The 23,285-nt window shown below is 41.3% G+C and carries 22 protein-coding genes and 1 pseudogene; 22 read left to right on the top strand and 1 reads right to left on the bottom strand.

Annotated features, from left to right (window positions below; all coding sequences use genetic code 11):
* Window positions 1-18: 18 nt before the first annotated feature.
* The 7 genes from dnaK to deoC all read left to right on the top strand — a co-directional run bounded on the left by dnaK (window position 19) and on the right by deoC (window position 9,631).
* Window positions 19-1,848 carry a molecular chaperone DnaK gene (dnaK, locus tag AAEM60_RS15580; RefSeq protein WP_044339598.1) on the top strand — a complete coding sequence of 610 codons (1,830 nt, stop codon included), beginning with the start codon at window positions 19-21 and terminating at the stop codon, window positions 1,846-1,848.
* Between the two features lie 194 nt (window positions 1,849-2,042).
* A complete protein-coding gene (gene dnaJ / locus AAEM60_RS15575) occupies window positions 2,043-3,170 on the top strand; it encodes a molecular chaperone DnaJ (RefSeq protein ID WP_299738526.1) in 1,128 nt (375 codons plus the stop codon).
* A gap of 24 nt (window positions 3,171-3,194) precedes the next feature.
* Window positions 3,195-4,136, top strand: coding sequence for a 50S ribosomal protein L11 methyltransferase (gene prmA, locus AAEM60_RS15570; RefSeq protein WP_299738524.1), 942 nt, complete (start codon window positions 3,195-3,197; stop codon window positions 4,134-4,136).
* Window positions 4,137-4,168: 32 nt separating this feature from the next.
* Window positions 4,169-4,915 (top strand): 16S rRNA (uracil(1498)-N(3))-methyltransferase, encoded by a 747-nt coding sequence (locus AAEM60_RS15565; protein ID WP_299738522.1) that lies wholly within the window; start codon window positions 4,169-4,171, stop codon window positions 4,913-4,915.
* A gap of 5 nt (window positions 4,916-4,920) precedes the next feature.
* Window positions 4,921-6,255 carry a tRNA (N(6)-L-threonylcarbamoyladenosine(37)-C(2))-methylthiotransferase MtaB gene (gene mtaB, locus AAEM60_RS15560; RefSeq protein ID WP_299738520.1) on the top strand — a complete coding sequence of 445 codons (1,335 nt, stop codon included), beginning with the start codon at window positions 4,921-4,923 and terminating at the stop codon, window positions 6,253-6,255.
* Window positions 6,256-6,491: 236 nt separating this feature from the next.
* Entirely contained in the window at window positions 6,492-8,156 is a 1,665-nt protein-coding gene (locus tag AAEM60_RS15555) for an alpha-glucosidase (protein ID WP_299738518.1), read from the top strand.
* 803 nt (window positions 8,157-8,959) lie between these two features.
* The gene (gene deoC / locus AAEM60_RS15550) at window positions 8,960-9,631 is read left to right on the top strand and encodes a deoxyribose-phosphate aldolase (protein ID WP_044339604.1); all 672 of its coding nucleotides are present in this window, start codon (window positions 8,960-8,962) and stop codon (window positions 9,629-9,631) included.
* A gap of 33 nt (window positions 9,632-9,664) precedes the next feature.
* On the opposite strand, the gene AAEM60_RS15545 is transcribed toward deoC, so the two are convergent.
* Entirely contained in the window at window positions 9,665-10,597 is a 933-nt protein-coding gene (locus AAEM60_RS15545; protein WP_299738516.1) for a Na/Pi symporter, read from the bottom strand.
* A 337-nt stretch (window positions 10,598-10,934) separates the two neighbouring features.
* Between AAEM60_RS15545 and rpsU the strand changes: the two genes are divergently transcribed.
* The 15 genes and pseudogenes from rpsU (at window position 10,935) to recO (ending at window position 23,091) form a co-directional block, all read left to right on the top strand.
* Window positions 10,935-11,108 carry a 30S ribosomal protein S21 gene (gene rpsU, locus AAEM60_RS15540; RefSeq protein WP_032087602.1) on the top strand — a complete coding sequence of 58 codons (174 nt, stop codon included), beginning with the start codon at window positions 10,935-10,937 and terminating at the stop codon, window positions 11,106-11,108.
* Between the two features lie 14 nt (window positions 11,109-11,122).
* Window positions 11,123-11,569, top strand: a complete 447-nt coding sequence (locus tag AAEM60_RS15535) for a GatB/YqeY domain-containing protein (RefSeq protein WP_299738503.1) — start codon at window positions 11,123-11,125, stop codon at window positions 11,567-11,569.
* 385 nt (window positions 11,570-11,954) lie between these two features.
* Entirely contained in the window at window positions 11,955-13,238 is a 1,284-nt protein-coding gene (locus tag AAEM60_RS15530; protein ID WP_299739625.1) for a nodulation protein NfeD, read from the top strand.
* Between the two features lie 27 nt (window positions 13,239-13,265).
* Window positions 13,266-14,267 carry a flotillin-like protein FloA gene (gene floA, locus AAEM60_RS15525; RefSeq protein ID WP_299739623.1) on the top strand — a complete coding sequence of 334 codons (1,002 nt, stop codon included), beginning with the start codon at window positions 13,266-13,268 and terminating at the stop codon, window positions 14,265-14,267.
* A gap of 29 nt (window positions 14,268-14,296) precedes the next feature.
* Window positions 14,297-14,761, top strand: coding sequence for a hypothetical protein (locus AAEM60_RS15520; RefSeq protein ID WP_299738501.1), 465 nt, complete (start codon window positions 14,297-14,299; stop codon window positions 14,759-14,761).
* A 57-nt stretch (window positions 14,762-14,818) separates the two neighbouring features.
* Window positions 14,819-15,103, top strand: coding sequence for a sporulation protein YqfC (gene yqfC, locus AAEM60_RS15515; RefSeq protein ID WP_034757499.1), 285 nt, complete (start codon window positions 14,819-14,821; stop codon window positions 15,101-15,103).
* An 11-nt stretch (window positions 15,104-15,114) separates the two neighbouring features.
* On the top strand, window positions 15,115-16,302 hold the full coding sequence (yqfD, locus tag AAEM60_RS15510) for a sporulation protein YqfD (protein ID WP_299738497.1): 1,188 nt from the start codon (window positions 15,115-15,117) through the stop codon (window positions 16,300-16,302).
* A 3-nt stretch (window positions 16,303-16,305) separates the two neighbouring features.
* Complete coding sequence (locus tag AAEM60_RS15505) at window positions 16,306-17,265, top strand: PhoH family protein (RefSeq protein ID WP_299738496.1); 960 nt, start codon at window positions 16,306-16,308, stop codon at window positions 17,263-17,265.
* A gap of 208 nt (window positions 17,266-17,473) precedes the next feature.
* Entirely contained in the window at window positions 17,474-19,633 is a 2,160-nt protein-coding gene (locus AAEM60_RS15500; RefSeq protein WP_299738494.1) for an HD family phosphohydrolase, read from the top strand.
* Window positions 19,630-20,103, top strand: coding sequence for an rRNA maturation RNase YbeY (gene ybeY / locus AAEM60_RS15495; RefSeq protein WP_341356604.1), 474 nt, complete (start codon window positions 19,630-19,632; stop codon window positions 20,101-20,103). The genes AAEM60_RS15500 and ybeY overlap by 4 nt, the downstream gene beginning before the upstream one ends.
* Window positions 20,078-20,476: a diacylglycerol kinase family protein gene (locus AAEM60_RS15490; protein WP_299738490.1), complete on the top strand. Its 399-nt coding sequence runs from the start codon at window positions 20,078-20,080 to the stop codon at window positions 20,474-20,476. Before ybeY ends, AAEM60_RS15490 begins: the two co-directional genes overlap by 26 nt.
* 238 nt (window positions 20,477-20,714) lie before the next feature.
* Window positions 20,715-21,125: pseudogene (locus AAEM60_RS15485) on the top strand (cytidine deaminase); the annotation flags it as partial.
* Window positions 21,118-22,038 carry a GTPase Era gene (gene era, locus AAEM60_RS15480; RefSeq protein ID WP_044339614.1) on the top strand — a complete coding sequence of 307 codons (921 nt, stop codon included), beginning with the start codon at window positions 21,118-21,120 and terminating at the stop codon, window positions 22,036-22,038. The pseudogene AAEM60_RS15485 and the gene era, both read left to right, overlap by 8 nt.
* A 111-nt stretch (window positions 22,039-22,149) precedes the next feature.
* Window positions 22,150-22,293, top strand: coding sequence for a YqzL family protein (locus AAEM60_RS15475; RefSeq protein ID WP_341356603.1), 144 nt, complete (start codon window positions 22,150-22,152; stop codon window positions 22,291-22,293).
* 45 nt (window positions 22,294-22,338) lie between these two features.
* Complete coding sequence (recO, locus tag AAEM60_RS15470) at window positions 22,339-23,091, top strand: DNA repair protein RecO (protein ID WP_299738479.1); 753 nt, start codon at window positions 22,339-22,341, stop codon at window positions 23,089-23,091.
* Window positions 23,092-23,285 lie beyond the last annotated feature (194 nt).

Below are 23,285 nucleotides of genomic sequence, written 5' to 3'. Positions count from 1 at the left end.
TTAGGGAGGTTTCTTACTATGAGTAAAATAATCGGTATTGACTTAGGTACGACAAACTCATGTGTATCAGTACTTGAAGGCGGAGAGCCAAAGGTCATTGCAAATGCAGAAGGAAACCGCACAACTCCTTCAGTTGTTGCGTTCAAAAATGGTGAAAAGCAGGTTGGGGAAGTAGCGAAGCGTCAAGCCATCACGAATCCAAACACGATCATCTCAGTGAAACGTCACATGGGGACAGATCACAAAGTAGAAGCTGAAGGAAAAGAATATACGCCACAAGAAATTTCAGCTATGATTCTTCAACATTTAAAATCATATGCAGAAGACTATCTTGGGGAAAAAGTTGAAAAAGCGGTTATCACAGTACCTGCTTACTTCAATGATGCAGAACGTCAAGCTACAAAAGACGCCGGGAAAATCGCGGGTCTTGAAGTTGAGCGTATCATCAACGAACCAACGGCAGCTGCACTGGCATACGGCTTAGACAAGATGGACCAAGATCAAACGATCCTTGTTTATGACCTTGGTGGCGGTACATTTGACGTATCTATCCTTGAACTTGGTGACGGTGTATTCGAAGTACGTTCTACTGCCGGCGACAACCGACTAGGTGGAGACGACTTTGACCAAGTGATCATCGATTATCTTGTAGCTGAATTCAAAAAAGAGAACGGCATCGACCTTTCTAAAGATAAAATGGCTCTTCAACGTCTTAAAGACGCTGCTGAGAAAGCGAAGAAAGATCTTTCAGGAGTTACTTCAACTCAGATCTCACTTCCATTCATCACGGCTGGAGAAGCTGGTCCACTTCACCTGGAAGTGACTCTTTCAAGAGCGAAATTCGATGAAATCTCTTCAGATCTTGTAGAACGTACAATGGGTCCAACTCGTCAAGCGATGAAAGATGCTGGTCTTTCTGCAAGTGAAATCGATAAAATCATTCTTGTTGGTGGGTCAACTCGTATCCCGGCTGTACAAGAAGCGATCAGAAAAGAAACAGGTAAAGAGCCATCTAAAGGTGTTAACCCTGACGAAGTTGTAGCGATGGGGGCAGCGATTCAAGGTGGAGTTCTGACTGGAGACGTAAAAGACGTTGTCTTACTTGACGTTACACCGCTATCACTTGGTATCGAAACAATGGGTGGCGTATCAACGAAGTTGATCGAGCGTAACACTACGATCCCGACGTCTAAATCACAAACATTCTCAACTGCTGCGGATAATCAGACAGCTGTTGATATCCATGTATTACAAGGTGAGCGCCCAATGGCTGCTGATAACAAAACGCTAGGTCGTTTCCAATTAGCGGACATTCCGCCGGCACCACGGGGCGTACCTCAAATCGAAGTGAAATTCGATATTGATAAGAACGGTATCGTGAATGTAAGTGCGAAGGACCTTGGAACAGGTAAAGAGCAAAACATCACAATCAAATCTTCTACAGGTCTTTCAGATGATGAAGTAGAACGCATGGTGAAGGAAGCAGAAGAAAATGCCGAAGCGGATAAAAAACGTAAAGAGGAAGTTGAACTTCGCAACGAAGCCGACCAACTTGTATTCCAAACGGAAAAAACGTTAAAAGATCTTGAAGGCAAAGTAGAAGAAGATGAAGTGAAAAAAGCGGAAGATGCGAAAGCTGAACTGAAAGAAGCGATCGAGAAAGACGATTTAGATCTTATCCGTGAAAAGAAAGATGCATTACAGGAAATCGTTCAAAGCTTAACGATGAAGCTTTATGAGCAGGCTCAAGCGGAAGCTCAAGCAGCTCAAGGAGCAGAAGGCGAAGCTTCGAAAGACGACGATGTAGTCGACGCTGAATACGAAGAAGTAAACGACGACAAGAAATAATCCAGAATGAACGAAAAAGTCAAAGTCAGGGCGGTTCTTGGCTTTGACTTTTTCTATGATTGAAGAGAGTGGAAGATGATTCAATTCATCTAACAGACACAATCAAATATAAGGAATGTTGAGTTTTTATTGATAATAGTCGAAGCTCAATGTTAAAATAACCTTTATGCAAAGGATTCGGGAGTGGTGTTTTAATGAGTAAACGGGACTATTATGAGGTACTCGGTGTCGGAAAAGATGCCTCAAAAGACGAAATGAAGAAAGCATACCGCAAGCTCTCCAAAAAATATCATCCGGATATTAATAAAGAAGCGGATGCGGACGAGAAATTCAAAGAAATATCGGAAGCCTATGAAGTATTAAGTGATGATCAGAAACGTGCACAATATGATCGTTTTGGACATACGGACCCTAACCAAGGTTTCGGCGGTGGCGCAGACTTTGGCGGCGGCGGTTTCGGTGGTTTCGAAGACATCTTTAATACGTTCTTCGGTGGCGGCGGAGGCCGCAGAAGAGATCCGAATGCCCCTAGACAAGGTGCGGACCTTCAGTATACGATGTCTCTGACATTTGAAGAAGCGGTATTTGGAAAAGAAACAGAAATCGAGATTCCGAGAGAGGAAGAATGTGACACTTGCCATGGTTCTGGTGCGAAGCCGGGAACAAAGGTCAATACATGTTCTCACTGTAATGGATCTGGTCAATTAAACGTGGAACAAAATACACCGTTCGGCCGCATTGTGAACAGACGCGTTTGTCACTACTGTAACGGTACAGGTAAACAAATCAAGGAAAAATGTTCTACATGTGGCGGTGCTGGTAAAGTACAGAAGCGCCGTAAAATCTCTGTGAAAATTCCGGCTGGTATCGATGATGGTCAACAGCTGCGTGTTACTGGTCAAGGTGAACCAGGTATAAATGGTGGACCAGCGGGTGACTTGTACGTTGTCTTCCACGTTCGCTCACATGATTTCTTCGAACGTAACGGAGATGATATTTATTGCGAAATGCCTGTGACGTTTGCACAAGCTGCATTAGGTGATGAAATTGAGGTACCAACGCTGCACGGAAAAGTAAAGCTGAAAGTACCTGCGGGAACTCAAACAAGCACGAGATTCCGTTTAAAAGGTAAAGGAGTACCGAATGTACGTGGATACGGTACAGGTGATCAGCATGTTCAAGTGAAGGTGGTTACTCCTTCTAAATTAACGGATAAGCAAAAGCAACTATTAAGAGAGTTTGCGGATATTAGCGGACAGGTACCAGACGAACAGCATGAAAGCTTTTTTGATAAAGTAAAAAAAGCCTTTAAAGGCGAATAACTAAAGAACGGAGTTGGTAGATCAATGAAATGGTCAGAAATCAGTATTCTTACTACGAATGAAGCGATTGAACCTATTTCAAACATTCTTCATGAATCTGGAGCAAGCGGTGTGGTCATTGAAGACCCTGCCGAATTAATTAAGGAAAGAGAAGATATGTTTGGAGAGATCTACCAACTCAATCCTGATGATTATCCGAGTGAAGGTGTCTTAGTCAAAGCGTATTTACCCGTAAATAGCTTTCTTGGTGAAACCGTTGATGAGATCAAGCAGGGCATTACGAACCTGGTTACGTATGATATCGACATTGGTGAAAACAAAGTGGAGATTTCAGAAGTGAATGAGGAAGAATGGGCAACGGCGTGGAAGAAATACTACCATCCTGTGAAGATCTCCGATAAATTTACAATCGTCCCTACTTGGGAAGACTATACACCGGTTCACAGTGACGAACTCATCATTGAACTGGATCCAGGAATGGCATTCGGGACAGGAACTCATCCTACAACGGTCATGTGTATCCAGGCTCTTGAGAGAATCGTTAAAGAACATGATACGGTCATCGATGTAGGAACAGGTTCAGGTGTATTATCCATTGCTGCTGCACAGTTGGCTGCAGACAATGTAAGAGCGTATGACCTGGATGAAGTGGCTGTTCGTTCAGCAAGACTAAACGTGAAGCTGAACAAAGTCCAACAAACTGTGACGGTCGACGAGAACAATTTATTGAATGGCGTTACAGGGCAAGCCGATGTGATTGTAGCGAACATTTTGGCTGAAATCATTTTACGCTTTACAGATGATGCCTACGAACTTGTGAAACCGGGCGGATTCTTTATCACCTCTGGGATTATCCAGCCTAAGAAGCAAGAAGTACGTGACGCACTGGAGACTGCCGGATTTATAATAGAAGAAATTATGGTTATGGAAGACTGGGTCGCTATTATCGCTAAGAAGCCTATGTAAAGGCAAGTAAAAAACGGTGGAGTTGAAACTGTATGCAACGATATTTTATAGATGACATATATCGAGAAAATGATCCGATTACGATAACAGGGGATGACTATCATCATATTGTTCGTGTCATGAGAATGAAGGAAGATGATGAAGTATTTGCTGTTTTCAAGGATCAAGCATCAGCGCTTGCCCGTATTGAAACGATTTCCAGTGACGCAGTAGAACTATCAATAGTAAAATGGGAAACAACGACGAAAGAATTACCAATTAAAGTAACCATTGCGAGCGGACTGCCGAAAGGGGATAAATTGGAGTTGATTTTCCAAAAGGGAACAGAGCTTGGAGCCACTCAATTTATCCCTTTTAATGCGGATCGCTCCATTGTGAAGTGGGACGATAAGAAAGCAAGGAAAAAGGTAGAGCGATGGGAGAAAATCGTCAAGGAAGCAGCTGAACAGTCTCATAGACTCCTTGTTCCCGATGTATCTGCACCCATTTCATTGAAACAATTAATACAGGCGCAGTTTGATTTCAAACTGATCGCTTATGAAGAAGAAGCAAGAGCTGGAGAAAAAGGAAATCTTTCAAAGGTGTTATCGACGATTGAGAATGGACAAAGTGTCCTGGTCGTATTCGGTCCTGAAGGTGGATTAACGGAAAAAGAAGTAGAGATGTGTAAGAGCGCAGGATTTATTTCCTGTGGTTTAGGTCCCAGAATCTTACGGACGGAGACTGCTCCATTGTATGTCCTATCAGCCATCAGCTATCAATTAGAACTTATGAGGTGATTGTAATGCCATCAGTAGCGTTTCACACTCTAGGGTGTAAAGTGAACCACTACGAAACAGAAGCCATTTGGCAACTATTTAAAGAAGAAGGATACGAACGTGTAGAATATGATTCGATCGCAGATGTATATGTCATTAACACATGCACGGTAACGAATACAGGGGATAAGAAAAGCAGACAGGTCATTCGTCGTGCCATCCGTAAGAACCCTGACGGTGTGATTTGTGTAACAGGGTGCTACGCTCAAACATCCCCTGCCGAAATTATGGCGATTCCGGGCGTTGATGTCGTGGTTGGTACCCAAGACCGAAGAAAAATGTTAACGTACATTGAAGAATATAAACAAGAACGCCAACCAATCAATGGTGTTACAAACATTATGAAAAATCGTGTATATGAAGAGCTGGATGTTCCGGCATTCACGGATCGTACTCGTGCCTCTCTTAAAATCCAGGAAGGGTGCAATAACTTCTGTACATTCTGTATTATTCCATGGGCTCGTGGACTTATGAGATCCCGTGACCCTGAAGAAGTGATTCATCAAGCTCAACAGCTTGTGGATGCAGGGTATAAAGAGATTGTCCTGACAGGAATTCACACAGGTGGATACGGAGAGGACATGAAAGACTACAACCTTGCCATGCTTCTTAAAGACTTGGAGCAAAAAGTGAAGGGTCTGAAAAGAATTCGTATCTCTTCCATCGAAGCCAGTCAACTGACGGATGAAGTCATTGAAGTGATTGATCAATCCAATATTGTTGTCAGACACTTACACATTCCACTTCAATCAGGATCCAATACGGTCCTTAAGAGAATGCGCAGAAAGTATACGATGGAATTCTTTGCAGAGCGCTTGGAAAAGCTTAAAAAGGCTTTACCGGGTCTTGCAGTTACATCTGATGTCATTGTCGGTTTCCCTGGTGAAACGGAAGAAGAATTTATGGAAACATATAACTTCATCAATGAACATAAATTCTCAGAGCTTCATGTGTTCCCATACTCGAAGCGAACAGGTACACCTGCAGCACGTATGGACGACCAAATCGATGAAGATATCAAGAACGAACGAGTTCATCGTTTGATTGAACTTTCGAATCAATTAGCGAAAGAATACGCTTCTCAGTTTGAAAATGAAGTATTAGAGGTTATCCCTGAAGAAATTTACCAAGATGATCTCTATGTTGGATACACGGATAATTACTTGAAAGTGGTTTTCCCTGCAACGGAAGACATGGTAGGAAAGCTTGTGAAAGTGAAAATCGCGAAAGCAGGCTATCCTTTAAACGAAGGTCAATTTGTACGTGTACTTGAAGAAACAGAAGAAAAAGCCGCAATTTAACGATCAAGGCACCTGACAATGGTTGGGTGCTTTTTTGTTTTTGCACAATAATACTTTGTAACCACTTTCTTTTTTTTGCTTAGAATCAATTTATCTATTGATAAGTGAAGAAGAAGGTTGTAAACTATTAATGTCAATATATTAAATGAAATGGTTCTTTTTTTTAAACTAATAGTGCAAACGATTGCATTAAATGTAAGCGTTTGTATCTTACTATACTTTGATGAGGTGTTACGATGAAAAAGGCATGGCGTAAAGAAGCGGTAGGCTATCAAATCTATCCTAGAAGTTTTCAGGATTCAAACGGAGACGGAATTGGCGACTTACAGGGCGTGATTCAACGTTTGGATTATATTAAAGAATTAGGTATCGATGTGATCTGGATTTGTCCAATGTACAAATCACCTAATGATGATAATGGATATGATATTTCAGATTATCAGGATATCATGGAGGATTTCGGTACGATGGAAGACTTCGATCAACTCCTTAAAGAGGTCCATAAGAGAGATATGAAGCTGATCATCGATCTTGTGCTTAACCATACAAGTGACGAACATCCATGGTTTATTGAGTCTAAGAGTTCTAAAGACAATCCAAAACGTGATTGGTATATTTGGAGAGATGGGGTCAAAGGCAAGGAGCCGAATAACTGGGAGAGCATCTTTGGAGGGTCGGCATGGAAGTATGACGAAGAAACAGATCAATATTTCCTTCACGTATTCTCTACGAAGCAGCCTGATTTGAACTGGGAAAATGAAGAAGTGCGCGATGCTCTTTATGATACTGTCAACTGGTGGCTTGATAAAGGAATCGATGGCTTTAGAATCGATGCCATCAGCCATATTAAGAAACGTCCGGGTCTTCCTGATATGCCAAATCCGAAAAAGCAAAAATACGTTTCTTCTTTCGATATGCATATGAACCAAAAAGGGATTCATACGTTCCTTCAAGAATTCAAAGATCGGACGTATGGAAATTATGATGTCATGTCTGTAGGAGAAGCGAATGGCGTGAAGGCTGATGAAGCAGAACTATGGGTTGGTAAAGAAAACGGTAAAATGGATATGATCTTCCAATTCGAACATCTAGGTTTATGGGACGCTGAAACAAATCCTGACCTGGACATCGTCGAATTGAAAAAGGTGCTCTCGCGTTGGCAAAAAGGACTTGAAGGCAACGGCTGGAATGCACTATTCATTGAAAATCATGATAAACCCCGCGTTGTGTCCACTTGGGGGAACGACAAAGAATACTGGAAAGAAAGTGCCACAGCTATGGCAACCATGTATTTCTTAATGCAGGGAACACCGTTCATTTACCAGGGACAAGAAATTGGCATGACGAATGTTCAATTTCCTTCCATTGAAGATTATGATGATGTAGCAGTCAAGAATTTATATCGTCTTAAGCGTGAAGAAGGCGTATCTCATAAGGATATTATGGAAATCATCTGGGCATCATCCCGTGACAACAGCAGAACGCCAATGCAATGGTCAGACGGTGAAAACAGCGGGTTTACTAGCGGAACACCTTGGATGAAAGTGAATCCAAACTATAAAACAATCAATGTAAAAGCTCAGGAAAAGGATGAAAAATCCATCCTGAATTTCTACAAAAAGATGATCCAATTAAAGAAAAATGAAGATGTCTTCACGTACGGAATCTATGACCTGCTACTTGAAAAAGACAAGCAAATTTATGCGTATACCCGCACAGGTGAAGATCAATCCATGATCGTGATCACAAACCTTTCCACCAAGAACACCGTTTGTGACCTTAAAGACTTAGAAGTATCTTCATCGGACCTTTTACTGAATAACTATGATGTAGACAGCCATGAAAATGTAAGCAAGTTAACTCTTAAGCCATATGAGGCGAGAGTGTATCGTTTGAAATAATGAGGATTGCAACCCTGGTGATTGAATACCGGGGTTGTTTTTCATTGGCTCTATTCTTAAAAATTGTTGTTATTTAAGAGAAGGAAACAGGTAGAGTGATCAAAACTTAGACCGTTCCTTTCCGCTCCAGGCACTTGCTTTCCGCGGGGAGGAAGTCGAGCCTCCTCGACGTTCCGTCTGTGGGGTCTCGACCTTTCCTCTATATCCCGCAGGAGTCAAGTGCCTTCCGCTACAATCCACTTTGTTCTTCTACATTCTGAATGCCTAATAATATAGATAGACGGACTTGGGTTGAATTTACGGTTGCTTTGGATTAAAACCAAGAAGGACATCGAAACGCAAGAAGAAGGTCACTGATAAATCTAATCAACTTTTTCAACTTGAAGTAATTCTAATAAAATCAATATAAATTTCTTTGGAAAACAACCTCATTTAAAGAGAGTAGTGGTCGATTTCCTCTTGTGTAATTCTGTTTTCTTAAGATTGTTTTTTTGTCCCTATAAGCTCTGACACGAATATTTCTTATAGATGGTGAGGGGAACTGCGTAGACTCCTGCGGAAGAACGGCCGTACGTCCGCGGAAAGCGAAGCGGTTCCCCTCACCATCTAAGCACACACTGGTTGACGGAGCACCTTGCACCTTGGCAGACTTTATGTTAGAAAACAACAAACTTTGTTAAAAGAGAATTAAAAAATGAAAAGGTTTTCTTTTTTTGGAGATGCTATGAAGAAATGCTCGTCTTTTTCTCTTTGATTTGATATGATAGGAGAGGTACGGACAACTGTTAAAGGAGAGATAATGAATGACTACGAACATTGCAAGTATGATTGATCATACTTTACTTAAACCTGAATCAACGAAAGACCAAGTAGAAGTACTTTGCCAGGAAGCAAAAGAATTCAAGTTTGCTTCTGTGTGCGTTAACCCAACATGGGTTCAATATTCAAGCGAATTATTAAGCGGTACTGAAGTAAAAGTGTGTACAGTTATCGGTTTCCCACTGGGAGCTTCTACACCTGAAACGAAAGCATTCGAAACAAAAGATGCAATCGAAAAGGGAGCAACAGAGGTAGATATGGTCATCAATATCGGCGCATTAAAAAGTGGCGACCATGAACTGGTTAAGCGCGATATCGAAGCTGTTGTGGCAGCATCTAAAGGTAAAGCACTTTCAAAAGTAATCATCGAAACGTGCCTACTGACGGACGAAGAAAAAGTGAAGGCCTGCCAATTGGCTGTAGAAGCTGGAGCAGATTATGTGAAAACATCTACAGGTTTCTCTACTGGAGGAGCGACTGTGGAAGATATCGCTCTTATGAGAAAAACGGTTGGACCTGAAATCGGTGTGAAAGCTTCAGGTGGCGTACGCTCTGCTGAGGATGCACAAGCGATGATTGAAGCTGGAGCTACTCGTCTGGGAGCGAGCTCTGGTGTGAAAATCGTACAAGGCTTAACAAGTGACTCTGACTATTAATAAAAAAAGCTGATCGAGGTTATCATACCTCGTTCAGCTTTTTTTTGGATGGTGAATTCTTTCAATGAAACGTGCAAATTGATTAGTGAACGGCAGAACAAGGATCGAGCATAATATGTTAAATACGACACTGGCATGGGCTAATTGTAAATCGGGAGAGCCCGCTAAAGATTGAACCACGGTTCCGAGTAATGGGATTAGAGGAATAAAAAGAGCGACCCCGATAACGTTAAGCCATATGTGAGCGTAAGCCGTCAGCTTTGCTTGGATACCTCCACCAATGCTTGCGATAAAGGCGGTTATACACGTACCGACATTTGCTCCGAGCATAATGGCGATTCCTGCATGAAGATCAATGGAGCCGGCAGCCAGAAACCCCATCGTCACACCTGTCACAACGGTACTGGATTGAATGATCGCCGTTAATATACAACCAATCAAGAGTGCCAGGACAACATGCTCGTTCACTTCTGTGATATACGTGCGCAAGGATTCGTGAGAAGTTAATGGAGTAGCTAACCACTGGATCGCACGGATCGACGTAAAGATCAATCCAAACCCGATAAATATCATGCCCGTACTCCGTAAGGAAGGTGAGGGGAAGAAATACAGGATGCATCCGATGATCATGGATGGGACAATAAGATAATTCATATCCAGTGTGAACATTTCAAGGGTAAACGTTGTTCCAATATTGGATCCGAGCATAATTCCAATGGTCTGTCTGAACGGTATCAAGCCAGAGGAAGCAAGTCCCACAGTGAGTACCATAACGGCAGAACTGCTATGAATAAAGGCTGTCACAATCGTTCCTGTAAGAACACCCTTAGTGGGAGTGCTTGTTAAAAAATGAAGCCATTTCTTTATCTTCTGATTCGCAATATTAAAAAGTCCTGACCGCAGCCAAGTCATCCCAAGCAAAAAACATAAGATAAAAAAAATAAAGGCGATTCCATGTAAAATCATTTCATTCCTCCTACACACCAGCCTGCTTAATACAAATGTATGGAAGGAACGAGTGAGACATGCCTAATTATATGAGTGTTTTATGATAAATTGTTGACCTATTACATATCATATATTATAATGGCAAAGTACATGGATTTCTTTATGTAGATAAAGAATTCATCCAAGAAAGACATACACTTTCTGTCCCCTTGTGACAATGATCCAAGGGCAAAGCCATAACCTATTGGTGAAGTAAAGGACGCTGGGATTACATCTTGCGTCTGAAGAAATTGGTACAAACCATTTCTTGACTTTAACATGTAAGTGTAGTGTGTTCGGAGGGAGGGAAAGAGAGATGTCAAAAACAGTTGTTCGTAAAAACGAATCGCTTGAAGATGCTCTTCGTCGCTTCAAACGCTCAGTTTCTAAAACAGGAACTTTACAAGAGTTTAGAAAGCGCGAATTTTATGAAAAGCCAAGCGTAAAACGCAAAAAGAAATCAGAAGCTGCAAGAAAGCGTAAGTTCTAAGAGAGGGTGTAAGTATGAGTCTTCTCAATCGTTTAAATGATGATATGAAACAAGCGATGAAAAATAAAGAAAAAGAGAAGCTTTCTGTTATTCGTATGCTTAAAGCTTCACTTCAAAATGAAGCGATTAAACATGGGAATCAGGAACTCTCTGAAGACGAAGAGTTGACTGTCCTTTCTCGAGAAGTGAAGCAACGGAAAGACTCCCTCCAGGAATTTCAAAACGCTGGTCGCGAAGACCTCGTTGAAAAAATTCAAACAGAACTGACTTACGTCGAAATATATATGCCGAAGCAGCTTTCAGAAGAAGAAGTCTCTGCTATTGTTCAAGAAACAGTAGCGGAGGTAGGTGCTACTTCTAAAGCCGACATGGGCAAAGTGATGGGAGCAATCATGCCTAAATTAAAAGGGAAAGCCGATGGAGCTCTCGTCAACAAACTTGTTCTTCAACATTTATCATAAGATTAGAAAAACCGGGAAGCCTTGATGCTTTCCGGTTTTTTTATTATTGTTGAATGGATATTCATACCGGAGCGATAAGGGTTGAAAATAAGGATGCGAAAGTTGATAATAAAATGGATAAAGTCGATAATAAAAGGACCAAAGTCGATAATAAAGTGTCTAAAAACCATAATGAAAAGTCCCAAACGAGTCGTATCTAAGGTCAACCCATCAAAAACCACCCACATTTTTCAATTTTTTTACTATATTAATAATTTCCGCCCCAATAACATAATATTTTTAAAAAAGTTGAAACTATATTAATAGGTCATACGTACATAGAGTATCAAGGAATATTACCTGAAACGAGGGGGTTGCGTTGAAAAGAGGTCTACTTATATTTTTCATGATGATTCTCGGGTTTAGTTTCTTACAGCCCTTGTTAAGCTCTGCTGAGAATACAAAAAAAGTATACGTTATTCCTATTCACAAAGAAGTCGAGAAAGGCCTTCATGCATTTTTGGAGAGGGCGATAAGTGATGCAGAAGAAAACAATGCTGAACTTATTATATTTAATATTGATACGCCCGGTGGTCTGGTAACGGCAGCGGGTGATATTGGTCAGCTCCTTGATGGCGTGGAGACAAAGACGGTTTCCTTTGTGAATAATCATGCTTTATCGGCAGGTGCCTTCATATCCCTTCATGCAGATGAGATCTATATGGTTCCGAATGCTCAAATCGGTTCTGCGGCCGTGATTGATCAGGCGGGAAATGCAGCGGATAAGAAAGCTCAGAGTTACTGGCTTTCTGCCATGAAGAGTGCCGCCGAATCAAATGGGAGAGATCCTCAATATGCTTTAGCCATGGCCGATGAATCGGTAGTGATCGAAGAATTGGGGATTGAAAAAGGAGAGCTGCTGACTCTCGGTTCAAAAGAAGCCAAGCAAGTCGGCTACTCTGAAGGAACCGTTGCAAATCTGGATGAATTATATGAAACCCTTGGTGTCAATAAATCTTCGGTTGTAAATGTCGAAGAGACCTTTGCAGAGAAGTTGGCCCGATTTATTACAAATCCGGTCGTTGTACCAATCCTTCTTTCGTTGGCGAGCCTTGGGTTGATTGTTGAACTGTATTCACCAGGCTTTGGAATTGCCGGTTCAATCGGGTTGATTTCTCTTCTATTATTCTTTTATGGCCACTTAGTGGCAGGACTTGCCGGTTACGAAACCATCATCCTCTTTATCATTGGAATCGCCCTTATCGTTGCGGAATTTTTCCTCCCGGGGGGCATTGCAGGCGGACTTGGCATCGGGGCGATTCTCGCAAGTATCATGCTGGCAGGGGGCGATGTAGTGCAAATGGGAATTTCTCTTCTTATCGCTATTCTTATTGCCGTTGTGACAATGATTATATTTGTAAAGGTGTTTGGTAAAAAAATGAAATTATTTAACAAAATCATTTTAAAAGATTCAACAAGCACAGAAAGTGGATATGTATCAAACATCAATCGATTAGAGCTGATCGGTAAAGAAGGTGTAACCAAAACTCCTTTAAGACCATCTGGAACCGTGATCGTGGATGATGAAAGAATCGATGCTGTGACAGAAGGCGGCTTTATCAAAGCAGGCGAAAAGGTTAAGATAGTGAAGGTAGAAGGTTCAAGGATTGTTGTAAGAGACATTTCATAATACTTTAGGAGGTAAAAAGATATGGTAATAGGACCAAGTACGATTTTACTGCTCGTTGCGATCGTGGTGGGCATCATCGTTTTAGCTGTTTTATTTACATTTGTTCCAGTCATGCTGTGGATTTCTGCAATCGCAGCAGGAGTAAGAATCAGTATTTTCACACTAGTGGGGATGAGGTTGAGACGTGTTATCCCGAGTCGTGTGATCAATCCATTAATTAAAGCCCATAAAGCTGGAATCACGGTAACGATCAATCAGCTGGAGAGTCACTATTTAGCTGGTGGTAACGTAGACAGAGTGGTTAATGCACTGATTGCGGCTCATCGTGCGAATATTGAACTAACCTTTGAGCGTTGTGCGGCGATTGACCTTGCTGGTCGTGACGTACTTGAAGCGGTTCAAATGAGCGTTAACCCTAAAGTGATCGAAACACCGTTTATTGCCGGTGTTGCAATGGATGGAATAGAAGTGAAAGCCAAAGCGCGTATTACGGTTCGTGCAAATATTGACCGCCTTGTCGGGGGTGCCGGGGAAGAGACGATCGTTGCCCGTGTAGGGGAAGGGATTGTATCAACAATCGGTTCATCCGATAATCACAAGAAGGTGTTGGAAAATCCAGATCTGATTTCTCAAACGGTCCTTTCAAAAGGACTGGATGCAGGTACGGCATTCGAAATTCTCTCGATTGATATCGCGGACGTTGATATCGGCAAGAATATCGGAGCAGAACTGCAAACAGAGCAAGCAGAAGCTGATAAAAACATTGCACAAGCGAAAGCGGAAGAAAGAAGAGCAATGGCCGTTGCCAATGAGCAGGAAATGAAAGCAAGAGTAGAAGAAATGAGAGCGAAGGTTGTGGAAGCGGAAGCAGAAGTACCTCTTGCCATGGCTGAAGCACTAAGATCAGGCAATATCGGAGTGATGGACTATATGAACTTAAAGAACATCGACGCTGATACGGATATGAGAGACTCGATCGGGAAACTAACCGGGGATAAAAATGATCCGAAAAATTCTAAAGATAAGTAATTTCCCCTTGTGAGAAAGGAGTTTTCTCCATGGAACCTTTAATCATAGCCATACTGATCGGGCTCATCACGTCGATTTTCAATAAAGTGAAAGAGTCGCCTTCTACTAAACCAGTAAGGCAAAAACCGATTCAAACGGCGTCTCCCCCTCCTTCCGAACCTTATGAAAGAGGAAGAGAAAGGGAGAGAGAGAGACCGGCACGCAGCAGAGTGCCAAGAGAATACAAAGAACCATTGAAAGACGCAGCCTCTTCCATTCAAACCCGTTTTGAAGAAAAGAAGAAGGAAGCAGAATCAACGTATGCAGACTTGCAAAAGAAAGAAGAGCGGTATTCCCGCCGACTGGAAGCTCATCAAACAAGGGCAAAGAAAATAAGGGAGAAAAGGTCAACTCTCAACATCGATTTCAAAAATGAAGATGATATCGTAAAAGGATTTATCTTCTCAGAGGTATTTGGACCTCCGAGATCAAAAAAACGCCATCATCAAAAATAAGAGTGATGAAACCCCTTTTCATTTCATAAATATGAGATGAAAGGGGGTTCTTTTTTTATGGCGAAAAGCTTTTTACAACAAATGCGTAAGTGGATGACACAGAAGATGGATTTACCTGAAGATGTCATGATGGACCTTCCTCGCGTCACAATGATTGGACAAATTCATATCTATATAGAAAACCATCGCGGTCTGCTGACGTTCACAGATCGAGAGGTGCGGCTTCTGCTAAAACAAGGTCAACTTTTAATAAAAGGTGAGCAATTTGTCATCAAGATGATTCTTCCTGAAGAAATTCTTCTTCAGGGGAAGATCGTAGAAGTGATCTATTTAGAACAATAGGGGGGACCGATTTGAAGAACCAGTGGTTTACCTTTTTGAGAGGAAAGGTATTTGTAAAAATGGAAGGCAGATTAATTGAGAGGGTTATTAATCAATTGCTCCGGGCGGGTATCACGATTTGGAATGTGAAGAGGGCTGGAACGGAGACCATCACCTTTTACTTATCTTTAGAAGATGTACATAACTTCCGAAGAGCGGTACGGACATCCGAGTGTAAAGTGACATTTCTAAGAGGTCAGGGAGTTCCATTTCTGTTTAAGCGTTCCCTGAAGAACTCAGGGTTCATGATAGGTGGACTTGCTTTCTTCGTCATTGTGTTCCTGCTTTCCAATATGGTTTGGGACATTCAAATTAAAGGAGCATCACCCCAAACGGAGCACAGTATAAGAAAAGAGCTGGAAGAAATGGGAGTGTCGAAAGGAAAGCTGCAATTCTCCCTGCCGGATGTGGAAAATATCCAACGGGAGCTATCCTACAGGATGAACAATATTACATGGGTGGGGGTGGAATTGCAAGGGACAACCTTTCACTTCCAAGTGGTTGAGAAGAATGCCCCTGAACCATCTGAATCATCTGGTCTGCAGCATATTGTAGCCAAGAAGAAAGCAATCATCACTCAAATGTTTGTAGAAGAAGGAGACCCCCAGGTGAACGTCAATGACTATGTAAACAAAGGTCAGCTCCTCGTATCGGGTTTGATCGGGAATGAAAAAGATCCTAAAGGGGTTTCGGCCAAGGCGAAAATCCTGGGGGAAACATGGTATAAATCAAACGTGGATCTTCCATTGAAATCCCGATTTGTGGTTTTTAGCGGTAATGAAAAAAGAAAACATTATGTCGGAGTCGGTTCTTTCAATATTCCGATTTGGGGATTTGGCAAGGTTGAGTACAAAGAGTCCATCGTGGAAGAGAACAAAAAGAACCTTCGTTTTCTTAAATGGGAGCTGCCTATATATTATATTGATAAAAGCTTTAAAGAGAAAGAAGATGTAGAGAGAACGTATACAAAATCAGAAGCCATTGATGCTGCTAAGAAGCTGGCCAAAAGTAATTTGGAATCCAGCCTCCCTGAGGATGCAGAAGTCACAGGTGAAAAAATTTTGCAAGAAAAGGTTGAGAATGGTAAAGTTAGGGTAACAATTCACTTCAAAGTATTAGAAAACATTGCAGTAGGACAACCAATTATTCAAGGAGACTAACGAATGTCAGATGAAATCTTAATGAAATTACAACTTGAAAACCCCAACGAAGCCATCGCATTGTTTGGTGTTTCAGATTCTCACCTTAAATTAATAGAACAGGAATTACACGTTTCCATCGTAACAAGAGGCGAAGAATTGCTGGTTTCAGGTAAGGAAGAAGATGTAAGTCTCGCTCTTGAAGTTTCAGATCGACTCGTAGCTGTGATACGTAAAGGAATCAATATTGGCCAAAGAGATGTTCACTATGCACTGGAAATGGGCAAACAAGGCACACTTGAATACTTTACAGATTTGTACAATGAAGAAATTACGAAAAATGCAAAAGGTAAATCCATCAGGGTGAAAACTCTTGGGCAACGCCAATACATCCACGCTATCAAGAAACACGATATGGTGTTTGGGATTGGTCCTGCAGGTACGGGGAAAACCTATCTGGCTGTTGTAATGGCAGTACATGCGTTAAAAAACGGGCAGGTTAAAAAAATTATCCTTACACGCCCTGCTGTTGAAGCAGGAGAGAGCCTGGGCTTCCTTCCAGGTGACTTAAAGGAAAAGGTAGATCCTTATCTGCGTCCCCTATATGACGCCTTGCATGATGTACTGGGGGCCGAGCATACAGCTCGATTGATTGAAAGAGGAACCATTGAAATCGCTCCTCTGGCATATATGAGGGGTCGTACACTGGATGATGCGTTTGTCATATTGGATGAGGCCCAAAATACAACGAAAGCACAAATGAAAATGTTTTTAACCAGACTTGGCTTTGATTCGAAAATGATCATCACTGGAGATCGCTCTCAAGTGGATTTACCAAGAGGTAGCGAGTCAGGATTAATTTCTTCTGAAAGAATATTAAAGGATGTAAAAGGAGTATCGTTTATTTATCTTGATCAAGCGGATGTGGTTCGTCACCCATTGGTCGCTAAAATAATCGATGCGTATGAAACAATAGAAAAGTAATACGATAAAGAGATTGATCCAGTGTGTCATCCTTGAACAGAGATGACACATGCAGGATCAATCTTTTTTATAGGGTTTAACATAGATAATTAAGTAAAAAACTGTTATCATTTTACATAATTGATGGATTATTTTTTACTCGTGCTTTTTTTGTAAGCTCTTTACCTTGAACTGGTTGAAATTGTACTTACATAACAGGGGGTTCTTTATGCAAACGCACCCATTTTTACTCAAAATAAGGAGCATTCTTAGCTACCGACTCTTTACCAATCTCTTATTTGTGTTACTTGGTATTATTGTTTTTGGGGTTTTATATGGAAACGTAAAACCAAAAACCCTGGATATCAATTTGTATGAAGAAGCTCCTACAACGATAAGGGCTCCTAAGAAATTCGTTGATGATGAGGCTACTGAGAAGAAGAGGGAAGAAGCAAAGGCTGAAGTAGCGAATGTCTATACCACGAAAGAAGGAGCCGTCGACAACTCCATATCCCTTCTTCGCTCACTCATTGAAAGTGTAAAAGAAGTGAAGGCGGAAACGAAGGATGAAGAAACCGAGGATCTAAAGCCTTCTCCCGGGGCTGATATAAATGAGCAGCTAAAGCTGCTTAAAGGGAAGCTTCCAAAGGATAAAGATAATAATGTGACCAATGGTTTGAATGACTCAGTATTAAAAACCCTTTTAGAAGCACCAGAAGAAGACTTGGATCGATTGGAGACGATCGTTTCCACTCAATTGAAAGTCATTATGGAGAATGGTGTGAAAGAGGATGAGTTAAAAGAAGCGAGATTCAATTTAGAACAAAGGATCACGAGCTATAGTTTTAAAGGTGATCTGACTACAGCGGCTGTTGCGCTTGGAAATGTTGCCCTTGAGCCTACTCAGTATTACGACGCAGAAAAAACCGATGAGTTGAAGAAACTCGCTGAAGTTAATGTTCAAAAGGTTGAAATCATTGAAGGTGGAGTCATTGTACAGGATGGAGACCTGATTACACCGAAAGTATACAGTATCCTGAAATCAATGGGGATGGTAGAAAATACGTTCTCTTTCAAGCCCTATATTGGACTAGCCCTCTTTGTCCTTGTCATAATCAGTTCTCTGTATTACTTTTTCTACACCCTGGAAGTAACAGAAGAACGAAAACAGAACTATTTAATCCTTACAAGTATCGTATTTGTGATTTCACTGCTGATCATGAAGATTGTGGGATTAATAGACCAGATGGAGATCAATGATATTGCCTTTATATTACCTGCTGCATTCACGGGGATGATACTGAGGATTTTATTGAATGAGCGGATTGCCATGATGATGATATTTATACTATCAGCCTGCTCAAGTATCGTCTTTCACCATCAGTTCTCTGGTTCAATCGATATAGAGATCGCTATTTATACGTTATTCAGTGGAGTTTCAGGGATTCTTTTCCTGGTGAGCCGCAATCAGCGCTCGAATATTTTAAGAGCGGGTATTTATGTAGCTCTTGTGAATATATTGATCCTGGCGTTTTTAGTTCTGTTAAGCGGTACTTCTTATTCCAATAGCGAATATGTGTATTATCTCGTGTTTGCCCTGGTATCAGGAATCGGTTCCTCTATATTAACAATCGGTTTCCTTCCGTTTTTCGAGGCCGGGTTTGGCATACTTTCTTCCATGAGGCTGGTGGAGCTATCAAGCCCTACACAACCATTATTAAAGAAGCTGCTGACCGATGCGCCGGGTACTTATCATCACAGTGTGATGGTAGCGAATCTTGCAGAATCTGCATGTGAATCCATTGGCGCAAACGGACTATTAGCGAGGGTCGGATGCTACTATCATGATGTTGGAAAGTCAAAGAGGCCACACTTTTTTATAGAAAATCAGCTAAATATGGAAAATCCCCATGATCGGGTCTCGCCTGAGACGAGTAGGGATGTTATTATAAGTCATGCTTCAGACGGTGCCGACATGCTGCGTAAGCATAAGTTGCCAAAGGAAATTGTAGATATTGCCGAGCAGCATCATGGCACGACGTTGTTGAAATATTTTTATTATAAGGCAAAGGAACAAGGGAAAGATGTTAAGGAAGAAGATTATCGATATCCCGGTCCTAAACCACAAACAAGGGAAGCGGCCATTATTAGCATTGCAGATAGTGTAGAAGCGGCTGTCAGATCGAAGACATCTCCCACTCAGGGAGAGATTCAACAGCTTGTTCATTCCATTGTACAAGACCGCCTGCAGGACGGTCAGTTTAACGAATGTGATATTTCATTGAAGCAATTGGAAACAGTCAAGAGGTCTCTCTGTGAGACGTTGAATGGAATCTTTCATCCGAGAATAGAATATCCGGAACTTAAAGCAAAAGGAGAAGAAGCATGACATTATTGATCGACTTTATTGATGAAACTGAAAAATTATCCGAAGAGGAAACAAGTTTGGTGCAAAACATCTTAAACTTTGCAGCAAAAAAAGAAGAGGTCGAAGATGACAGCGAAGTATCGGTTACGTTTGTGACGAACGAAAGAATCCAGGAAATCAATTGTGAATACCGCCACAAGGACCAGCCCACAGATGTGATTTCCTTTGCTCTTGAAGAATTGGGAGAGGACGAAGTTGAAATTGTAGGTGGTCAAATTCCCCGTGTACTCGGTGATATTATCATTTCCATCGATCGAGCCAAAGAGCAGGCGGAAGAATATAATCATTCATTTTCCCGTGAACTGGGTTTTCTTGCTCTTCACGGTTTCCTGCATTTATTGGGCTATGATCATATGGAAGCAATGGATGAAAAGAAAATGTTTCAGAGACAAAAGGATATTTTAGATGAATATGGACTCAAAAGGGACTAAGTTTGGCCTATTCAGGTTCTTGAAGTCTTTTGAGTATGCCGTAGATGGGATTAAATCTGTATGGGCCACGGAGCAGAATTTCAGGATTCACTCATGTGTAGGGATAATTGTTTTTATCTTAGCGTATATGCTTTCTGTATCTGCCATGGAATGGATCATCCTGATCATATTGGTGTTTTCGGTGTTGGCACTTGAAACAATGAATACAGCGATTGAAAAGGCTGTGGACCTTTCAACTTCAGACTACCATCCCTTGGCGAAAGCGGCAAAGGACCTTGCATCGGCTGCCGTATTACTCTTTGCGTTCTGTACTGCGATTGTTGGTGTCATTATATTTCTTCCAAAGCTACTTGAGCTTATTTCTGCTCTTTGATGGAAGCAAAGAAGATACGAATATCTGGAAAACAAAGGCTGCAAGAGAGAAATTGAACGATTTCTCTCTTGCAGCCTTTAATTCATTTGAAAACGTTCTTATACTTGTATAGAATAAGTGGAGCAAAGGACAAAATCAATAAATAGTTTGAATTATCTAACTATTTTATTACAAAATGATAACAGCCCATTTTCTTTTATGAAAATTGTAGTAAAATGAATGTGTAAGGGTTAAAAGGAGAGTTAAACGAATGAATGCAGAACAATTGATACAAGAAGCTAAACTAGCGAGAGAAAAAGCATACGTACCCTATAGTAAATTCAAGGTGGGAGCGGCCCTTCTGTCAAAGGATGGTAAGGTCTATCACGGTTGTAATATCGAGAATGCAGCCTATAGCATGTGTAATTGTGCCGAACGAACAGCTCTATTCAAAGCTTACTCAGAAGGCGATACAGACTATTCAATGATTGCGGTTGTAGCAGACACGGCAAGACCGGTGCCACCATGTGGAGCCTGTCGTCAGGTCATTTCGGAATTATGCCCGAAAGAAATGAAAGTCGTACTGACAAATCTTAAAGGCGATGTGGAAGAACTAACCGTTGCAGAACTATTACCAGGAGCTTTTTCACCGGAGGATTTAAATGAGTAATATTGGAAGTAATACAGAATACAAATCAGGCTTCATCTCCATCATCGGACGACCGAACGTTGGGAAATCCACTTTCCTGAACCGTGTAATCGGTCAAAAGATTGCGATTATGAGTGATAAGCCTCAAACAACACGAAACAAAGTTCAGGGAGTTTACACGACAGATGATGCACAAATGATATTCATCGACACTCCAGGGATACACAAACCGAAACACAAACTGGGAGACTTCATGATGAAGATTGCTCAGAACACTTTAAAAGAAGTGGACGTCATTTTGTTCATGGTCAATGTTGAAGAAGGATTAGGAAAAGGGGATCATTTCATTATTGAGAAGTTAAAAGGGGTAAAAACACCCGTTTTCCTTATTCTGAATAAAATTGACCAAATCCATCCAGATGCGTTATTGCCAATGATTCAACAATACAATGACCTGTTTCCTTTCGCGGCGACTGTTCCGATTTCAGCACTTGAAGGAAATAACGTAGATAATCTTTTGCAACTATTAAAGGATCAATTACCAGAAGGACCTCAATTCTATCCGGCTGATCAAATTACCGACCATCCGGAACGTTTCATCGTTTCAGAACTCATTCGTGAGAAGGTCCTGCATCTGACAAGGGAAGAGATCCCTCACAGTATTGCAGTCGTAATCGATAAAATGGAGAGAAAGCAAGAGAAGGATCTTATCGATGTTATCGCCACCATTATTGTGGAGAGAGATTCACAAAAAGGAATTGTGATTGGAAAACAGGGATCCATGCTTAAAGAAGTTGGAAAGCGTTCCCGTGTAGACATTGAGAACCTATTGGGATCAAAGGTTTATCTTGAACTATGGGTGAAGGTCCAAAAGGATTGGAGGAACCGATCTTCCACCCTTCGTGACTTTGGCTTTAGCGATGACGAATATTGATGATTAAATTAACAATATTTAGGCCACATCTTTTAGAGAGAAAATGCTCATTCTAATCACAAGAAAGCTTATGAAGTCTTGCTAGTTTAAATCCAGAAAGGTGGGTTTTTTATGTTAGACTTAACATGGAAATTTTTTTCGCAGACAGGAAGTATAGACACCTATTTACTTTTTAAGGAGCTTGAAAAGGAGACGGTTGAGGATCCTTACAGCTTTGAAGAAGAAACAGCGGAAGTTGATTTTCCTTTAACGTGATAAGTTTGTCATCACCCGGGTGGATTGATATCGGGAGGTGGCTATATGCTACAGAAGTGTGAAGGAATCGTTATTCGAACGAATCATTACGGTGAGTCGAACAAAATTGTTACCATATACACACGAGAATTCGGAAAGATTGGATTGATGGCTAGAGGGGCAAAGAAACCTAATAGCCGTCTATCCGCCATTTCACAATTGTTTACATATGGTTATTTCCTTTTTATTAAAGGAAGTGGGCTGGGGACTCTCCAACAGGGAGAGATGGTTGAATCGTTAAGGCATGTAAGGGAAGATTTGTTTAAGACGGCTTATGCCACTTACATCGTCGACCTTCTCGACAAAGCGACGGAGGACCGGAAACCGAACCCATTTCTATTTGAATTGCTTTACAAGACCATTCACTATTTAAATGAAGACTATGATCCTGAGATTCTTATGCACATATTTGAAATGAAGATGCTCCCGGTATTGGGGCTGTATCCTCATTTGAATGGATGTAGTGTATGCGGGGAAGCTGATGGTGAGTTCGCCTTTTCCTTTAAAGAAAATGGATTCATCTGTCATCGCTGTCTAAGTGAAGATCCTCATCATTTTCCGATCTCACAAAGCACTGTGAAGCTTCTGAGGGTATTTTACTATTTTGATCTCAATCGATTGGGAAATATATCGGTAAAAGATGAAACAAAACTTCAATTGAAGCGGGTAATCAGGACTTATTACGATGAAAATTCAGGTTTAACATTAAAATCCAGAAGGTTCCTCGACCAAATGGATAACCTAAAGGACTTATTCTAGCTTATAAAGCTGCTTGTGATTATATAGAAATGGCCCATTCACGATATGTGAATGGGCCTGTTTTTTATGTGTCTGCAAGCTCCGGGGCTTAGAGGCTCGAGGTCATAAGTCAAACATACCAAAAAGGCAAAGAACGCCTTTCCGGTATGTTCGTCTTATGCTTGTCGCCTCTGGGCAAAGCCCCTCCGCTTTAG

Source organism: Rossellomorea sp. y25 (genome assembly GCF_038049935.1).
Classification (GTDB): domain Bacteria; phylum Bacillota; class Bacilli; order Bacillales; family Bacillaceae_B; genus Rossellomorea.
The sequence above is the reverse complement of the archived record's forward strand: the minus strand, read 5'-3'. Positions and strand labels throughout refer to the sequence as shown.

Coding starts and splice junctions, on each gene's coding strand:
- AAEM60_RS15565 (WP_299738522.1), top strand. CDS start 4,169: ATGCAACGATATTTTATAGATGACATATATCGAGAAAATGATCCGATT.
- era (WP_044339614.1), top strand. CDS start 21,118: ATGAGTAATATTGGAAGTAATACAGAATACAAATCAGGCTTCATCTCC.
- mtaB (WP_299738520.1), top strand. CDS start 4,921: ATGCCATCAGTAGCGTTTCACACTCTAGGGTGTAAAGTGAACCACTAC.
- ybeY (WP_341356604.1), top strand. CDS start 19,630: ATGACATTATTGATCGACTTTATTGATGAAACTGAAAAATTATCCGAA.
- AAEM60_RS15505 (WP_299738496.1), top strand. CDS start 16,306: ATGTCAGATGAAATCTTAATGAAATTACAACTTGAAAACCCCAACGAA.
- AAEM60_RS15475 (WP_341356603.1), top strand. CDS start 22,150: ATGTTAGACTTAACATGGAAATTTTTTTCGCAGACAGGAAGTATAGAC.
- AAEM60_RS15555 (WP_299738518.1), top strand. CDS start 6,492: ATGAAAAAGGCATGGCGTAAAGAAGCGGTAGGCTATCAAATCTATCCT.
- yqfC (WP_034757499.1), top strand. CDS start 14,819: ATGGCGAAAAGCTTTTTACAACAAATGCGTAAGTGGATGACACAGAAG.
- AAEM60_RS15535 (WP_299738503.1), top strand. CDS start 11,123: ATGAGTCTTCTCAATCGTTTAAATGATGATATGAAACAAGCGATGAAA.
- AAEM60_RS15530 (WP_299739625.1), top strand. CDS start 11,955: ATGATGATTCTCGGGTTTAGTTTCTTACAGCCCTTGTTAAGCTCTGCT.
- deoC (WP_044339604.1), top strand. CDS start 8,960: ATGACTACGAACATTGCAAGTATGATTGATCATACTTTACTTAAACCT.
- AAEM60_RS15545 (WP_299738516.1), bottom strand. CDS start 10,597: ATGATTTTACATGGAATCGCCTTTATTTTTTTTATCTTATGTTTTTTG.
- dnaK (WP_044339598.1), top strand. CDS start 19: ATGAGTAAAATAATCGGTATTGACTTAGGTACGACAAACTCATGTGTA.
- recO (WP_299738479.1), top strand. CDS start 22,339: ATGCTACAGAAGTGTGAAGGAATCGTTATTCGAACGAATCATTACGGT.
- AAEM60_RS15490 (WP_299738490.1), top strand. CDS start 20,078: ATGAATATGGACTCAAAAGGGACTAAGTTTGGCCTATTCAGGTTCTTG.
- rpsU (WP_032087602.1), top strand. CDS start 10,935: ATGTCAAAAACAGTTGTTCGTAAAAACGAATCGCTTGAAGATGCTCTT.
- dnaJ (WP_299738526.1), top strand. CDS start 2,043: ATGAGTAAACGGGACTATTATGAGGTACTCGGTGTCGGAAAAGATGCC.
- prmA (WP_299738524.1), top strand. CDS start 3,195: ATGAAATGGTCAGAAATCAGTATTCTTACTACGAATGAAGCGATTGAA.
- AAEM60_RS15520 (WP_299738501.1), top strand. CDS start 14,297: ATGGAACCTTTAATCATAGCCATACTGATCGGGCTCATCACGTCGATT.
- AAEM60_RS15500 (WP_299738494.1), top strand. CDS start 17,474: ATGCAAACGCACCCATTTTTACTCAAAATAAGGAGCATTCTTAGCTAC.